9 protein-coding genes are annotated in these 16439 nt (G+C 66.2%); 8 read left to right on the top strand and 1 reads right to left on the bottom strand.

Features of this window, described 5'->3' with window-relative positions:
* Positions 1-146: 146 nt before the first annotated feature.
* Positions 147-1196: a hypothetical protein gene (locus FB461_RS01405; RefSeq protein WP_142118260.1), complete on the bottom strand. Its 1050-nt coding sequence runs from the start codon at positions 1194-1196 to the stop codon at positions 147-149.
* A 422-nt stretch (positions 1197-1618) separates the two neighbouring features.
* On the opposite strand from FB461_RS01405, the gene FB461_RS01410 reads away from it, so the two are divergent.
* The 8 genes from FB461_RS01410 to FB461_RS01445 all read left to right on the top strand — a co-directional run bounded on the left by FB461_RS01410 (position 1619) and on the right by FB461_RS01445 (position 16252).
* A complete protein-coding gene (locus FB461_RS01410; protein WP_142118262.1) occupies positions 1619-2203 on the top strand; it encodes a 50S ribosomal protein L25/general stress protein Ctc in 585 nt (194 codons plus the stop codon).
* Between the two features lie 165 nt (positions 2204-2368).
* The gene (gene pth / locus FB461_RS01415; RefSeq protein WP_142118264.1) at positions 2369-2974 is read left to right on the top strand and encodes an aminoacyl-tRNA hydrolase; all 606 of its coding nucleotides are present in this window, start codon (positions 2369-2371) and stop codon (positions 2972-2974) included.
* Positions 2975-2982: 8 nt separating this feature from the next.
* Positions 2983-6561, top strand: coding sequence for a transcription-repair coupling factor (gene mfd / locus FB461_RS01420; RefSeq protein ID WP_142118266.1), 3579 nt, complete (start codon positions 2983-2985; stop codon positions 6559-6561).
* Between the two features lie 141 nt (positions 6562-6702).
* Complete coding sequence (locus FB461_RS01425; protein WP_142118268.1) at positions 6703-7383, top strand: hypothetical protein; 681 nt, start codon at positions 6703-6705, stop codon at positions 7381-7383.
* A gap of 215 nt (positions 7384-7598) precedes the next feature.
* The gene (locus tag FB461_RS01430) at positions 7599-9155 is read left to right on the top strand and encodes a Re/Si-specific NAD(P)(+) transhydrogenase subunit alpha (protein WP_142118270.1); all 1557 of its coding nucleotides are present in this window, start codon (positions 7599-7601) and stop codon (positions 9153-9155) included.
* 3 nt (positions 9156-9158) lie between these two features.
* Positions 9159-10604 (top strand): Re/Si-specific NAD(P)(+) transhydrogenase subunit beta, encoded by a 1446-nt coding sequence (gene pntB, locus FB461_RS01435; RefSeq protein ID WP_142118272.1) that lies wholly within the window; start codon positions 9159-9161, stop codon positions 10602-10604.
* Positions 10605-10702: 98 nt separating this feature from the next.
* Positions 10703-11686, top strand: a complete 984-nt coding sequence (gene galE, locus FB461_RS01440) for a UDP-glucose 4-epimerase GalE (RefSeq protein ID WP_142118274.1) — start codon at positions 10703-10705, stop codon at positions 11684-11686.
* 465 nt (positions 11687-12151) lie between these two features.
* Positions 12152-16252, top strand: coding sequence for a beta-1,3-glucanase family protein (locus FB461_RS01445; protein WP_142118276.1), 4101 nt, complete (start codon positions 12152-12154; stop codon positions 16250-16252).
* The last annotated feature ends 187 nt before the right edge of the window (positions 16253-16439 follow it).

Genomic DNA, 16439 nt, shown 5'->3' on the forward strand with positions numbered 1-16439 from the left:
CGCCTGCACCGCTCACCGCCGGTGCCAAAGTCGCGCTCCAGTTGCGGGTCCGGCGCATCGCCGATTCGACGCGCCGGACCCTCGTGATTCCATACAACCGCACTTCGCGCGGGAGTGCACTGCCTGTTTCAGCGCATCACGGGTGATCAGAGACGAGCGCGCCGGGTCTGGGAAGACGCCTTGCTGCCGGCGCTGCGATAGGTGAATTTCACCGTGACGCCGCCCGCCCTCTTGACGGCTGCGCGCTTCTTCTTAGGGATCTTCATGGACAGCGACTTGGTCTTGCCCGGCTTGACGGTCAATTTCTTGACGGTGAGCGTGGGCCCGCCGCGCAGGGGCGTGACCCGGATCGTGACCGTGCACGCCCGGGCTGCCGGGCAGGGGACCTTGGCGCTGACCTTCTTCGCGCCCTTACCGATGGTGGCCTTGGCGGGCTTCTTGGCGGGCTTCTTGGGTGGTTCGATCTTCTTGATCAGTTTCAGGGTGAGCTTGCCGTCTATCTTGAAGCTGCATGTGCTGCCGGGCAGTGTGTATTCACCCGGGCAGCTGGCGTCCGGCGCCAGCGAGGTGGCTGCATCGTCCTTGATCGTGTACGCGATGGAGGGGTCTCCTACGACACCGGTGGCAGCGGTCAGATCGGCGCCCATGGGTCCGAAGGCGTACGTCGTCGTGCCGAGATCGCCGGCTTCGGTGCTGACGCACGAGGTGGGGAACTGCAACTGGGAATAGGCGTGCAGTTGCGTGCTCATCAGGAGGGCCGCGAGCCAGGGGCGGCCGATCACCTTTGTGGCCGTCCCCGTGCAGGTCGTCGTGTTCGCGCCGTCATTGGTACGCGAAACGACCTTGGCGTTCGCGCTGGTGACGTGAACGGAGGTGGCGACGGACGCGAGGACCGGGTCCAACCGTTGGCCCTCGGTCACTTGGACGAGTGGCAGCGTCCCGGTCAGGCTGGCCTTGATGTGGCGGGTCTCGTCGTTATCGCCGGGAAAGTCGATGAGCACGTCATTGGTGGCGTTGAACGTGAACGTGCCGCTGTACAGATAGCGGGTCGCGGTCGTGTGCGGGGCGCTGGGGGCTGCGGCGGAGGCGCGTGGCGCGACGATCTGCGTGGTGGCTTGCGCGGCGAGGAACATGATGAGGATGGCGCAGAGCAGGCCAGCGGTCGCGGACCGTCTGCCGGATGTGAGTTTGTTCATGACGTACACGTTGGCGCCGGTCGCTGGCGAGTCACTTGAGCGCCGCTGCAGCGCTACTGTACGGATCGGCGCGGCGGCTCGCGCCCAGTTCGTGTGCGCGATTGCGATTCGTTTGCTGACGAAAGGCCGAGCGCAGCCGAACCAGGGAGGCGCACACGGTGGTGCGTCTTCCGAAGGGCGCGATCGATCGGCTATAGTAGTGAGGTTGCCTCGGCGAGGGACGAGCGATGGGCGCGAATACGGAGACCACTAGTCACCGCGCACCTGATCCGCCAGCACCGCCACTGCGTTTTGTGTGCAGGTGCCGTCCGTGATCGACAGGGCGTGCGCACGCTTGCGTCCGTCACCCGCCCCACGCCTAGGCGATTCGCCGGCGCTCCCCACTGGCGCTCGGCCCAGTACGTTCCAATGGAGTTCAACTCATGTCGTCAATTCAGCTCTCCGCGTCCAAGCGCACCGAATTTGGTAAGGGCGCAGCGCGTCGCCTGCGCCGCGCGTCCCAGACGCCGGCCGTCCTGTACGGGCACGGCGCCGACCCGATCCACATCGCCCTGCCTGCCCACGAGACTCTGCTGGCTCTCAAGCACGCGAACGCGCTGTACGAGATCGACATCGAGGGCGACAAGCAGCTCGTCATCGCCAAGGAGGTCCAGCGTGACCCGATCCGCGACACCGTCGAGCACGTCGACTTCCTGATCGTCAAGCGCGGCGAGAAGGTCGAGGTCGTTGCCGAACTCAACATCGTTGGCGATGCCGCTCCGGGCACCCTCGTGCTGCTTGACCACCAGAACATCGCCATCGCGGCCGACGCGACCGCCCTGCCTGAGTCGATCGACATCGACGTGACCGGCCTGACCGCCGGCACCCAGGTCACCGCGGGTGCGATCACCCTGCCCGCCGGTTCGGAACTCGTCACCGACCCGACCACCGTCCTGCTGACCGTCTCGGAGCCGCAGTCGGCCGCCGCCGAGGACGAGGCAGAGGCGACCGAAACCACCGAGGCCTGATCCTCGCACTTCGCAGCCGCCCTTCCCCAACGTCTACGCTGACGGGGGAGGGCGGTTGTTTTTCTCGCTGGGCATCTTCGACCCGAGCGGTCGCGGGCCGGTGCGATGGCCCATCTACGACACGGGCACGACACACTGGCAAAGTAGGAGCGGATTAAGGGACTCATGGCATCCAGCGATTGGCTCATCATCGGGCTCGGCAATCCGGGCAGTAAGTACGCGCATAATCGCCACAACATCGGCCAGATGGTCGCGGACGACCTGGCCGCGCGCATCGGGGCTACGTTCTCGGCGCATCGATCGAACGCCAAGGTGGCCGAGGGCAGACTGGGTGTCCTGCCCGGTGGCGCACCCGGCCCCAGGGTGATCCTGGCCAAGCCCAGCACCTACATGAACACGTCCGGCGGCCCGGTGAGCAGCCTGGCCAAGTACTTCGACGTGTCACCCGATCGCATCCTTGTGATCCACGATGAACTCGACATACCGTTCGAGGCCATTCGCGCGAAGGTCGGCGGTGGTGAGGGCGGGCACAACGGACTGCGGGACATCACGAAGGCGCTGGGAACGAAGGACTACGTCCGCCTGCGCGTCGGCATCGGCCGCCCGCCGGGCCGGATGGACGTGGCCGATTTCGTGCTCAAGGACTTCTCGGCCACCGAGCGGGGAAGTGTGCCTTTCCTCGTCGACGCCGCGGCCGACGCGGCGGAGATGATCGTCACCGAAGGGCTGCTCGCCACGCAGCAGAAGTACCACTCCAAGGAACAGGCCTGACACGACTCATGAGATTGCTCGGACTCCTCGCGCTCGCCGCGGAAACGCAAGAGTTCCGCGAGATCGCCGTGACGGTCGCCGATGGCGGCGAGGCGGACATCATCGCGCCGGCCGGCGTGCGGCCGCTCGTCGTCGCCGAGTTGGCGAAGAAGCGCACCGTCTTGGCGGTGACCGCTACCGGCCGCGAGGCCGACGAACTCGCTGCCGCCCTGCGCTGCTATCTGCCGGAGGGCGACGTGGCCGTGCTGCCCGCCTGGGAGACGCTGCCGCACGAACGGTTGTCCCCGCGTTCCGACACGGTCGCGACGCGCCTCGCCGTGTTCCGTCGCCTGGTCCACCCCGAGACGGACGGCCTGGCCGGCCCGATCCGTGTCCTCGTGGCTCCGACGCGCGCGCTGCTCCAGCCGATCGTGGCCGGGCTCGCCGAGCTGGTGCCCGTGTCTGCTCGCACGGGCGATGAGATCGACATGGAGCGACTGGTCGAAGACCTGGTCGCAGCGGCCTACACGCGCGTCGACATGGTGGAGCGCCGCGGCGAGTTCGCCGTGCGAGGCGGCATCGTCGACGTGTTCCCGCCGACCGAGGATCACCCGCTGCGCCTGGAGTTCTTCGGCGACGAGGTGGACGAGATCCGCTACTTCGCCGTGGCCGATCAGCGCTCACTCGAAGTCGCCGCGCACGGTCTGTGGGCCCCGCCCTGCCGCGAACTGCTGCTCGACGACGGCGTGCGCGAGCGTGCGCGCGATCTCGCCGATCGGGTGCCGGCCGCGCAGGAGATGCTCGAGAAACTGGCCCAGGGCATCGCCGTCGAGGGCATGGAATCGCTCACTCCCGCGCTCGTGGACGAGATGGTCCCGGTCCTGTCGCTCGTCCCGCGCGAAGCCGTCATCGTCGCGTGCGATCCCGAGCGGGTGCGCAGGCGCGCCGCCGATCTGGTGGCCACGACGGACGAGTTCCTCGCCGCCGCCTGGTCCGGCGCCGCGGCCGGAGGACAGGTACCCATCGACCTCAGTGCCGCCTCGTTCCTGAACCTCGAACAGGTGCGGGAGGTGGCGGGGGAACGCGAGCAGCCCTGGTGGACCATCGGCCCGTTCGGCGTCGACGCCACCGACCCGGCCGCAGCCCTCGACTATGCCACGGATAGCGCGACGGAGGGCTCGTCCTCCGACCGCGGGCGAATCCGCATCGCCGCGCGCGAACTGGCGACGTTCCACGGGGACGTGGCCAAGGCGCTCGGCACGATTCACGAGCACCAGCAGCAGGGCTGGCGCCTCGTGGCGACGACGCAGGGGCCGGGTCCGGCCAAGCGCATGGTCGAGCAACTCGCGGAGGCGGGAACTCCGGCGCGGCTTGTCGATGAGGTCGCCGACGCCCCGGAACCGGGCGTCGTACACGTCGTGCCGGCGCTCGCGGGTACCGGGTTCGCCTCGGAGGAGCATCGCCTGGCGGTGTTCTCGGAGGCCGACATCACCGGCCGCGCGGTGGCCGGGACGCGCGATATGTCTCGGCTGGCAGCACGCCGCCGCGGCGTCGTGGACCCGCTCCAGCTGAAGGTGGGCGACTTCGTGGTCCACGAGCAGCACGGCGTAGGGCGGTACGTCGAACTCGTCCAGCGCACCGCGGGCAAGGGCGAGGCCGCCACGACGCGTGAGTACCTCGTCATCGAGTACGCGCCCTCGCGCCGCGGCCAGCCGGGCGACCGGCTGTTCGTGCCGACCGACAAACTGGATCAGATCACTCGCTACGTGGGCGGCGAGGCGCCGTCGCTGTCGAAGATGGGCGGCGCCGACTGGACCAAGACCAAGGCCCGCGCACGCAAGCACGTGAAGGAGATCGCGAGCGAGCTGATCCGCCTGTACTCGGCCCGCATGGCGACGAAGGGGTTCTCCTTCTCGCCCGATACGCCCTGGCAGCGCGAGCTCGAGGACGCCTTCCCCTATATCGAGACCCCCGATCAGCTCGTCACGATCGACGAGGTCAAGGCCGACATGGAAAAGGCCGTCCCCATGGACCGCCTGATCTGCGGTGACGTGGGCTACGGCAAGACCGAGGTCGCGGTGCGGGCGGCCTTCAAGGCGGTCCAGGACGGTCGTCAGGTTGCCGTGCTCGTGCCGACCACCCTGCTCGCGCAGCAGCACTTCGAGACGTTCACCGAGCGGTATGCGGGCTTCCCCATTCAAGTCCGAACCCTGTCGCGCTTCCAGACGGAGAAGGAGTCCAAGGCCGTGATGGACGGGCTTGCGGATGGGACGGTCGACGTGGTGATCGGCACGCACCGCCTGCTCACGGGCTCGGTGCAGTTCAAGTCGCTCGGCCTGGTGATCGTGGACGAGGAACAGCGCTTTGGTGTCGAGCACAAGGAGACGCTGAAGGCGCTGCGCACCAACGTCGACGTGCTGGCCATGTCGGCAACCCCGATCCCGCGCACGCTCGAGATGGCCGTCACCGGCATCCGCGAGATGTCGACGCTCGCGACCCCGCCGGAGGAACGCCATCCGGTTCTCACGTACGTCGGAGCGTACGAGGACAAGCAGATCGCCGCCGCCGTGCGGCGCGAACTGCTGCGCGAGGGGCAGATCTTCTATGTGCACAACCGGGTCGAATCGATCGACCGTGCGGCGTCGCGCATTGCCTCCCTCGTGCCCGAGGCGCGCATCGCCGTAGCGCACGGCAAGATGTCCGAGAAGCAGCTCGATCACGTGATCCGCGATTTCTGGGAGAAGAAGTTCGACGTGCTGGTGTGTACCACGATCGTGGAGACCGGCCTCGACATCTCGAACGCGAACACGCTGATCGTGGAGCGCGCCGATCTGTTCGGCCTGTCGCAGTTGCACCAGTTGCGCGGGCGCGTGGGGCGCGGGCGGGAACGGGCGTACGCGTACTTCCTGTACCCGCCGGAGAAGCCGCTCACGGAGACGGCGCACGACCGCCTGGCCACGATCGCGGCCAACACCGACCTCGGTGCCGGCATGCAGATCGCCATGAAGGATCTGGAGATCCGCGGCGCCGGAAACCTGCTGGGCGGCGAGCAGTCGGGGCACATCGAGGGAGTCGGGTTCGACCTCTACGTCCGCATGGTCGGCGAGGCCGTCCAGGCCTTCCGCGGTGAGGGCGAGGACGAGGCTCCCGAGGTCACGGTGGAATTGCCGATCGACGCGCACATCCCGCATCAGTACATCGATGGGGAGCGCCTGCGCCTGGAGGCCTACCGCAAGCTGGCCGAGGTCACGGCGCCAGGAGCGCTGGACGAGATCCGCGCCGAACTGCAGGACCGTTACGGGGCGCTGCCACTGCCGGTGGAGAACCTGTTCGCCGTGGCCGAGTTCCGCCTGCTGGCCCGCCAGTACGGGCTGGCCGAGGTCGTGGTGCAGGGCAACTTCGTGCGGCTCGCGCACGTGGAACTGCCCGAGTCCTCAGGTCTGCGACTCAAGCGACTGTATCCGGGCTCGATCATCAAGCCCGCCGTGCGGACGCTGCTCGTGCCCTATCCCAAGCCGAAGCGCATGGGGGCGCCGCCCATCGTCGGTCTGCCGCTGCTGGAATGGGCGCGCGAGTTGATCGCGGCGATCGTCCCGGTGAATCGGTAGCCCGGTCGTCGCGCGGCGTTGCCCGCCACGGCATTTCCTCAGTCCGGGCATAGCCGTCTTAAAGTCATCGCTCAGTGCGCCTCCTCACTATCGGACTATGGAAATTCCATCGAGGGAAATTCCATCGAGAGGAGAATACCGATGACTCACGACAACCAGCCAGCGGGAGTTGCCGGAGGCGAGAGCGTTCAGCACCCTTCGGGCCCCGCAACACCCGCCGACGCCACGTTCGGCACCGCACCGGTCCCTGCCACGGCATCCTCAGAAGGGATTCCTCCCACAGCGCCCGTCCTCGAGGCGCCCGTGGCGGCGCCAGATGGCGAGCAGCCGCAGCATTACCCGCCGTCGCAAGCAACGGTACAGGCGAGCATTCCGCCGGGCCTCGCGCAGCAGGTCGCAGTCGCGCCAGCGGTTCAAGTGTCGCCCTCGTGGTGGACCAAGAAACGCATCGCCTGGGCCGCTGGCATCAGCGCCCTCGCGCTGGCGCTTACGGCCACGGCGTCCTCGCTGATTACGCAGGCTGTTGGCCATCACGGCGACAGGCCGGGCAGTGGGCAGTTCGTTGGCCCCGGGAAGGGAGGCTTGGGCGGTGACGGGCAGGGCGGCCCTCCCAGCGGCGGTTTCGGGCGCGACAGGGGAGCGGCTGGCTCCGATAGCGACGCGAACTCCCGGTCAGGCGGATCGGGGCAGGGCTCCGGTTCCGCGCCAGGCCTGCCAGGTCGCCCGTCGAATGACCAGGGTGCGGCCGGGGGATCGAGTGGTCCGGATGCCTCGTCCACACCGCCGGATACGAAATCCGCGACCCCGTCGGACGCGAGTTAGCGTCGCGATCGGCCAGGAATCAGGAGTCGTGTTCGGGGTCCCGGCGGGGGCGCCGAACACGACTCTGTCGTCTTCGCGTCACACGGCGCGAAAGTGAGTCGATTCATCCAAAATGCCCGGGGAGCGCCGCCACCGGGGACAATGGTCCTATCGGGCAAATCGGACATGCCGTAGGTTCGATAGCGGAAGCCCCGACTCGACTCAGGAGGAGCAAAATGCGCATCGGCGTCCCCACGGAGGCGGCCCCCCACCAGCGAATTGTCGCAGCCACGCCCAAGACGGTCGCGAAGCTCATCTCGCTCGGTTACGAAGTCGCGATCGAGGCGGGCGCCGGCACGCGGGCGAGTTTCCCTGACTCGGCTTATATCGCGGCGGGCGCCGTTGTCGCGCCGGCCGCTTCGGTCTGGGCGGCCGACATCGTCATCAAGATGGACGAGCCCTCCGTCGCGGAGATCGCGACGATGCGACCCGGCGCAACCGTCATCTCGCGGATGGCACCGAGTGACCGCCCCGACCTCGTAGACGCGCTGCGCGATCACGGCGTGACGGGCCTATGCCTGGATGCCGTGCCGCGGATCTCCCGGGCGCAATCCCTCGACGTGCTCTCGTCCATGAGCAATATCGCGGGCTACCGCGCCGTGATCGAGGCGGCTGAGGCCTACGGCGGCATGTTCGGCGGCCAGGTGACCGCCGCCGGGAAGACCGCGCCGGCCAGCGTGTTCGTCATTGGCGCCGGTGTGGCCGGTCTTGCGGCGCTAGGTGCGGCGGGGTCGCTCGGCGCGCAGGTGCGCGCCTTCGACGTGCGCCCCGAGGTCGCCGAGCAGATCGAATCGATGGGCGCCGTATTCGTCCGCTCCGCGGGTCAGCAGGAGGTGAGCGCGGACGGGTACGCCAAGCCACTGACCGAGGAACAGCTCCAGGCCACCGCCGAGACTTACGCCGAGGAATCGGCCAAGGCGGACGTGGTCATCACGACCGCCCTCGTTCGCGGCAAGGCAGTGCGCACGATCACGGCCGCTATGGTCGCGAGCATGCGGCCGGGGAGCGTGATCGTGGACCTCGCCGCCTCGGGTGGCGGCAACTGCGAGCTGACGGTGCCGGGGGAGAAGATCGTCACCGGGAACGGCGTCACCATCGTCGGGTACACCGACCTGCCGGGGCGAATGGCCTCGCAGGCCTCCCAGCTGTACGGCACGAACATCGTGAACCTGCTCGTGCTCCTGACCCCCGCGAAGGATGGCGCACTCACGCTCGACATGGACGACATCGTCCAGCGGTCCATCACGGTGACTCGTGACGGTGAGGTGCTGTGGCCGCCGCCGCCCGTCCAGGTCTCGGCGGCACCGCAGGCGGATGCCGCTCCCGCGACCCCGGCCGAGGATCCTGCGCAGGCCGCGGAGCGCGCGAAACTTGCCGCTAAGCGCAAGGAGCAGAAGATGCTCGCGTATGGGGGCCTAGCGGCTGTGCTGATCGGCCTGGCCATCACGTTCTCGCCCGTGGCCTTCGTCGGCTACTTCACCGTCTTCATCCTGGCCGTTTTCATCGGCTTCTACGTGATCACTAACGTGTCGCACTCGCTGCACACGCCGCTGATGGCGCAGACGAATGCCATCTCGGGGATCATTCTCGTCGGCGCGATCCTGCAGCTCGGATCGTCCAATCCCTGGGTCGTGGCCCTCGCCTTCGCCGCCGCGACCGTGGCGTCCATCAACATCTTCGGCGGCTTCCTCGTGGCAAGCCGCATGATCAACATGTTCCGCAAGGAGGCCTGACCCATGACCTCGATCCTCGCTTCGACCGTGGCCGACGTGGCGCAACCCGACCGCTGGCACGCGCTCGTCCAGGCGGCCTACCTCATCGCCGGAGTGCTGTTTATCCTCTCCCTTGCCGGGTTGTCCAAGCAGGCCAGCGCACGGCAGGGCAACCTGGCGGGCAAGATCGGCATGGTGATCGCGCTCGCGGCGACCATCGGACTGGCACTGATGGAGGCGGAGGCGAACACCGCCGTCACCGCTGCACTGATCGCCGGCGCGTTGCTGATTGGTGCCGTGATCGGGACCATAGCCGCCCGTCGCGTCGAGATGACGCAGATGCCCGAGATGATTGCGATCCTGCACTCGTTCGTCGGCATCGCCGCCGTCCTGGTCGGATTCAACTCGTTTGTCACGGAGCCCAAGGACGACGCGGTTCACCTCGTCGAGGTGTTCCTCGGCATCTTCATCGGTGCCATCACGTTCACCGGTTCGGTCATCGCGTACCTGAAACTGTCGGCCAGGATGAAGTCCAAGCCGATTACGCTGCCGGGCCGCAACCTCCTCAACCTCGGCGGGATCGTCGCATGTGGCGTACTACTCGCGGTGTTCCTCGCCCAGCCCTCGCTCTGGGCGCTCATAACGATGACGGTCGTCGCGTTGCTGATCGGCCTGCACCTGGTCGCCGCGATCGGTGGCGGCGATATGCCGGTGGTCGTGTCGATGCTCAACAGCTACTCCGGCTGGGCCGCGGCTGCCGCCGGGTTCATGCTCTCGAACAACCTGCTGATCATCACCGGCGCACTCGTCGGAGCCTCCGGTGCGATCCTGTCCTACATCATGTGCAAGGCCATGAACCGCAAGTTCATCTCCGTGATCCTGGGCGGCTTCGGGGATGCTCCCGCTGGTGCCAGCGCCGAGGTGACCGGCGAGTACCACGAAACCAACGTGGAAGATCTGGCCGCCCTCCTCAGGGACGCGAAGACCGTCGTCATCACACCCGGCTACGGCATGGCCGTCGCCAAGGCGCAGTACCCCGTGGCCGACCTGGCGGCGAAACTGCGGGCCGCCGGGGTGGACGTCCGCTTCGGAGTGCACCCCGTCGCGGGCCGCCTGCCGGGTCACATGAACGTGCTGCTTGCCGAGGCCAAGGTGCCGTACGACATCGTCGAGGAGATGGACGAGATCAACGACGACCTGGCGAACACCGACGTCGTGCTCGTTATCGGCGCCAACGACACCGTCAATCCGGCCGCCATGGAGGACCCGAATTCGCCGATCGCCGGGATGCCCGTCCTCGAGGTCTGGCACGCGAAGCACGTCGTCGTGTTCAAGCGCTCCATGGCCGTGGGTTATGCGGGCGTGCAGAATCCGCTGTTCTTCAAGGACAACACGCAGATGCTGTTCGGTGACGCGAAGACCAGGGTGGAAGAACTCGTCCACGCGGTCGACGCCGCCAAGGTCGGATAGCCCGCTCTGCGCCGCGGGGTGTTCAGCGGCGTTCGGCTCGCGCCACCTGTGACGTAGATTAGAGGCATTGCAATCGCTGGTGGAATGAGAGGGCAGGCATGACGATCGTGGTGACCGGTGGGGCCGGGTACATCGGGGCGCACGTCGTCCGGCTCCTGCAGCAGGCAGGCGATAAAGTCGTGATCGTCGATGACCTGTCGACGGGCGACGCCAGCCGCGTGGGCGGGGCACCGATCATAGAACTCGACATCGCCCAGCCCGAAGCCAAGGACCAGTTGTCCACGCTCTTGCGCGAGGTCGGAGCAACGGCCGTCATCCACTTCGCCGCCCGTAAGCAGGTCGGAGAATCGGTGGCGCGTCCGGTCTGGTACTTCGAGCAGAACGTCGGCGGCATGGCCAATCTCCTCGCCGCAATGGAGCAGGCGTCGGTGTCGCGATTGGTGTTCTCGTCCTCCGCCGCCGCCTATGGCCAACCCGACGTCGGCATCGTCAGCGAGAAGAGCCCGGCTGTGCCGATCAACCCGTACGGGCAAACCAAGCTCGCGTGCGAATGGCTCGCGAGCGACGCCGCGACCGCTTGGGGACTGCGAGTGGTGGCACTCCGATACTTCAACGTCGCCGGTGCTGGCGTTCCAGAATTGGGGGATCCCGCCGCCCTCAACCTCGTGCCGATGGTGCTCGAGAAACTGGCCGCCGGGCGGCGTCCCCTGATCTTCGGTGACGACTATCCGACGCCAGATGGGACCTGCGTGCGCGACTACATCCACGTCTCTGACCTGGCCCGCGCCCACATCGACAGCCTCAACTATCTCGAGCGCAATGATCGCCCCTACGACGTCTTCAACGTCGGTACCGGCGAAGGCTCATCCGTTCGCGAGGTCATCGCCGAGATCGGACGGGTCAGCGGCCTGGACGTCGCTCCCGAGATCCTGCCGCGCCGACCCGGCGACCCCGCCGAACTGGTGGGAGATCCGACGAGGATCAACGACGTGCTCGGCTGGCGTGCCGAGTTCGGCCTTCCCGACATCATCGCTTCGGCGTGGGAGGCCTGGCAGGCCGGTCCCCATCGCATCGAGATCTGACGCGGGCGGTCTCCTGCCTGCCGGGGACGAGTTCTCCGCCAGATCCCGTCCGTAGGATTCCCGTCCCGGGCAAAACCTCTCGACATCGCCGCTGATCGGGCCGGTGCCTTCATGACTTGCACGCGCGTGCGCCCGCGAAATGCGCGGAAATAACTCCGATGCTAGCGTGAATATGGGCCGAATTGGATTCGCAATGATGCGATCTTTCGGGACTCGCGAAAACGGTTTCAATGTCGCGACCGGACAAACACCATCCATGTTCAAAGGAGAACGCGTGTGATTGCGAGAACGCTTCCACCTGCACAAACGCCTCACCGAATGCCGCGTCCAGCCTCCGCCCTCGTCATAAGCGGAGCCATCGCCTCGCTTGTGATATCAGGCATGACCACTGGCTTGGCAACCACAGCGAGTGCCGACGCATTCAATCCGGATTTTGGTCCGAATGTGACAATATTCGAGCCGTCGATGAGCACGAGCAGCATCAATCAAGCATTGCAAAGCGCTTCGGCGGATATGTCCGGGGATGCGAATCACTGGACGACCAAGCGCCGCGCCTTCTTTTTTAAGCCGGGAACGTATGGCAGCGCGGCCGAGCTTAACCCGGCTCTGGCAACCAACTTCATCAACAGCGAGGTCGGTTACTACACCTCCGTTGCCGGATTGGGCCTCACTCCTGATCAGGTCCAGATCAACGGCGCCCTCCACGTCGAGCCCGAGCAGGTGTGCAACACCCCCTGGTGGTGCCAGGGCCCAGGTTCGCTGAACAACTTCTGGCGGTCGCTGGCGAACGTCGCGATCAAACCGATCCAGCGACCCGTAGATCAGACGACGGCGCAGCCCGGAGCACCCGTCGAGGGTGACGTTCGCGAAGGATGGATTGAGCCGAACCGCATGCGCTGGTCCGTCTCGCAGGCCGCCCCGATGCGCCGCGTCCACATCCAAGGCGATCTGACCTACATGGGCCGGTACGGCGCGATGGCCTCTGGTGGCTTCACGTCTGACTCCCGAATCGACGGACTCGTGCAGACCGGCTCGCAGCAGCAGTTCTACCACCGTGATTCGACTATCGGCTCCTACTCGGAGCCAGGCGTGTGGAACATCGTGTTCTCCGGAACGAACGGCGCTCCGGTAGACAACTACCCGGACAGCCAGCAGACCCCGGGCATGGACCAGTACGGTGCCAACAAGCACGCGAACTACGGCAACACGCCCGTCAGCCGCGAAGCTCCTTTCCTCACTTGGAATCAGTCGGACGGATATGGCGTGTTCGTGCCTGCCGTGCGGACGAACGCATCCGGTCCGTCATGGTCGGGATCAAACCCCGGAGCGGGAACGCGGATATCCCTGAACGACTTCGTGGTCGCCAAGCCGGGCGATTCGATCACCTCGCTGAACACGGCCATCAGCAACGGGAAGCACATCCTCTTCACCCCTGGTCAGTACACGTTCGATCAGCCACTGCGAGTCAACCGAACCGGCACCGTCGTGCTCGGACTCGGACTCGCCACGCTACGGCCGACGGCAGGCAACGCCGCGATCGAGGTCGCCGATGTCGCTGGCGTCAAGATCGCTGGACTCATGATCGAGGCGCATTCGGTGAAGTCGGACGTGCTCGTCAAGGTGGGACCGCGACATGCCACGGTGTCCAACCAGGCCGACCCGACCACGCTGTCGGACGTGTTCTTCCGCATCGGTGGGGCACAGGAGGGCAACGTCGACACCGCACTCGAGGTCAACTCCGACTACGCGCTGCTCGACAACATCTGGTCCTGGCGAGCCGACCACGGTAACGACGCGGACGTTAACGTTGGGTACCAGTGGGAACGCAACCCCGCGAACGTCGGCGTGCGCGTCAACGGTGACAACGTGACAGCGCTGGGACTCTTCGTCGAGCACTACCAGAAGACGCAGACCGAGTGGAACGGTGAGAACGGACGCACCATCTTCTACCAGTCCGAAATCCCGTACGAGCCGCGAACCCAAGCTCAGCACTCGGACCGTGGTCGCGAGGGCTACTCGTCCTACAAGGTCGACGCCTCGGTCACCAGCCACGAACTGTTCGGCGCCGGCGTCTACTCCTACTACCGCTGGGTCGACACGGTCTGGGCCGAGAATGGGATCTCCGTTCCCAAGAAATCGACGGTCAAGGTCAATCGCGCGGTTACACGCTGGCTGAACGGATGCATCCCATCCCTCAGCGCCTCGAAGGGTATCGCGGGTTGTTCGGATGGCTTGGGCGGCGGTATCCGTCACATCGTCAACGACCAGGGTGGTCCCGCATTCTCGGCGGGGAACGAGGACAACAAGACGAAGTGGATGCGGGCCTACAACTCGTCCACCGGCGATGTCACCAAGCCGACGCTGAACGCCAGCGTGTCGGGGACAACCCTGACCGCAAGCGCATCCGACAACGTTACGGCCGCCAACCTGGTGCACATCGACTACAAGATCGGTTGCAACCTCTGGCTGCCGTATACGGGCAGCGTCACGATCCCCGGCGACGCGCAAAACGTGTGGGCGCGTGCTGTGGACCAGGCTGGCAATGTCTCGACCGTCTTCAATTGGTCGCGCTCCGGGACCGCTGAGAACTGCTCACCCGGCGACGGCGGCGGTGGAGATAACGGCGGCGGTGACAACGGCGGCGGCGGAGATAACGGCGGCGGTGACAACGGCGGCGGTGGAGATAACGGCGGCGGTGACAACGGCGGCGGCACCACTGGACCAAAGGTTCCCGTGCCGCTCGTGATCAGCAACAAGTCGGGGAAGTCCGACCCGGTCTACATCTACATCCTGGGACGCAACACGTCGAACCAGGCGGGGTGGATCGATGCTTCGGGGTCGTTCCACGCGCTGTCCGGCGGGACGAGCACTCCGGCGCCGGTGGGGGACATTTCGATCACTGGACCGGGCAATGGGCAGTCGATCACGGTGCCCTCGCCGTTGTTGTCCTCGGGCCGGATCTACTACTCCTACGGCCAGAAGCTCACCTTCTCCAAGGTCATCGACGGGGACGGAATCACGAACTTCGCTTACCCCTCGATCTTCAACGCCTCTGACCCGAACGTGAATATCCTGCACGGATCGGCGGAATACTCGCTCGTACGGCACCCGGACCAGAACACCGGGCTGTGGTTCAACTCCAGTCAGGTCGACTTCGTGGGCCCGCCGGTCCAGGTGGGCGTTGAGTTTGAAGGTGGCGACACATTCTCGATTGGCCGACTGAAGGACAACGGTCTGCAGAACATCATCAGCTACCTCGAAGCGCAACCGGGCTGGGGTGGGCTGGTCAAGCGCCACAACGGGCAGTATCTGCGGATTCTCAGCGCCAAGGACGGCATGATCGATGGGGTCCTCGCGACTGCTCCGGTTCAGTCCTACATCGATCAGGTGTGGAGCAAGTATCAGAACACGACCCTGACGTTGCGACCGCGGAAGGACGACCAGAACTTCGTCTACACCGGCCAGGTTCAAGGTTCGACCTTCGTGTTCCAGCCCTCGGGATCGGCATCCGGGTCGCCGGCAATCTCGATCACGAAGCCGACCCCGCAAAACGTGGTCAGTTGTGACGGATCCCTGACGGGTGTCGGGGTCCAGGGCGAGGTTGCCCGCACCATATGTGCCGGGTTCAACCGATCCAACATCATGTCGCAGACGAGCCAACCGGCCAATCCCAGTACCTACTTCACGGATGCGGCTTGGACCAACCACTACGTCAAGATCGTCCACGACCAGATGGTCTCCGGGCGGTCCTACGCCTTCGCCTATGACGACGTGAGCGAGCAGGAATCCCTGGTCTCGACAACCAACCCGCAAAAGGCCTTCCTCCAACTCGACCCGTTCACCGGCGCGGCCCCTCCGCTGACGAACGGCGGGAACAACGGCGGTGGTGGCGACAACGGCGGCGGGAACAACGGCGGTGGTGGCGACAACGGCGGCGGGAACAACGGCGGCACGTGCGCCCAGCCGTGGGACGGTCAGGCCGTCTACGTCCAGGGCGATCGCGTCAGCCTCGCAACGCTCGTCTACGAGGCGCAGTGGTGGACACAGGGTGAGACTCCTGGCACCACGGGAGAGGGGGGAGTCTGGCGGGTCGTCGGGGTCGACAACGGATGCGCGCCAGGCGGCAACAACAACGGCGGCGGGAACTCAGGCGACGGCTATCAGAGCCTGACGAACGGAACCGGTGCGGTCCGCGTGGCCGGGCTTAACCTCTGCGTGGACGTGCCGTCGTCCAACTTCGTCGATGGCAACAAGCTCCAGGCGTGGACGTGCAATGGCACCGGCGCCCAGATCTGGACTCGAAACCCGAACGGCGAGATTCGAATCGGGAGTAAGTGCGTGGACGTCGCCAGTTCGGGGACGGCCAACGGTACGGACGTGTGGCTGTGGAACTGCAACGGCACGGGTGCCCAGAAGTGGGAGTACAACCCGTCGACCAAAACGCTACGCAACCCGAATTCGGGCAAATGCCTGGACGTTCGCGACGGCCAGCCCACCCCGTCGAGCGGCCAGAAGCTGCAGATCTGGGACTGCTGGGGTGACATCAACCAGCGCTGGGAGTTCTAGGACAGGTTGACCCAACACGCCAGGGCGGCAGGGAGGAGGAGCGTGTGCCCCTCCTCCCCGCCGCCCGCGCGAATGCCTCCGGTGCGCGTGCACTCGCGAGGCAGGTCTCCAGAGGGCCGGCAAACGAATCCGACGTCCCACCGCCTGAGCAGCGCCAACGGTGGATGAATGCTTGATGTCGGCTCGG

The organism is Rarobacter faecitabidus, assembly GCF_006716265.1.
In the GTDB taxonomy this organism is placed as follows: domain Bacteria; phylum Actinomycetota; class Actinomycetes; order Actinomycetales; family Cellulomonadaceae; genus Rarobacter; species Rarobacter faecitabidus.

Coding starts and splice junctions, on each gene's coding strand:
- FB461_RS01405 (WP_142118260.1), bottom strand. CDS start 1,196: ATGAACAAACTCACATCCGGCAGACGGTCCGCGACCGCTGGCCTGCTC.
- FB461_RS01410 (WP_142118262.1), top strand. CDS start 1,619: ATGTCGTCAATTCAGCTCTCCGCGTCCAAGCGCACCGAATTTGGTAAG.
- pth (WP_142118264.1), top strand. CDS start 2,369: ATGGCATCCAGCGATTGGCTCATCATCGGGCTCGGCAATCCGGGCAGT.
- mfd (WP_142118266.1), top strand. CDS start 2,983: ATGAGATTGCTCGGACTCCTCGCGCTCGCCGCGGAAACGCAAGAGTTC.
- FB461_RS01425 (WP_142118268.1), top strand. CDS start 6,703: ATGACTCACGACAACCAGCCAGCGGGAGTTGCCGGAGGCGAGAGCGTT.
- FB461_RS01430 (WP_142118270.1), top strand. CDS start 7,599: ATGCGCATCGGCGTCCCCACGGAGGCGGCCCCCCACCAGCGAATTGTC.
- pntB (WP_142118272.1), top strand. CDS start 9,159: ATGACCTCGATCCTCGCTTCGACCGTGGCCGACGTGGCGCAACCCGAC.
- galE (WP_142118274.1), top strand. CDS start 10,703: ATGACGATCGTGGTGACCGGTGGGGCCGGGTACATCGGGGCGCACGTC.
- FB461_RS01445 (WP_142118276.1), top strand. CDS start 12,152: ATGAGCACGAGCAGCATCAATCAAGCATTGCAAAGCGCTTCGGCGGAT.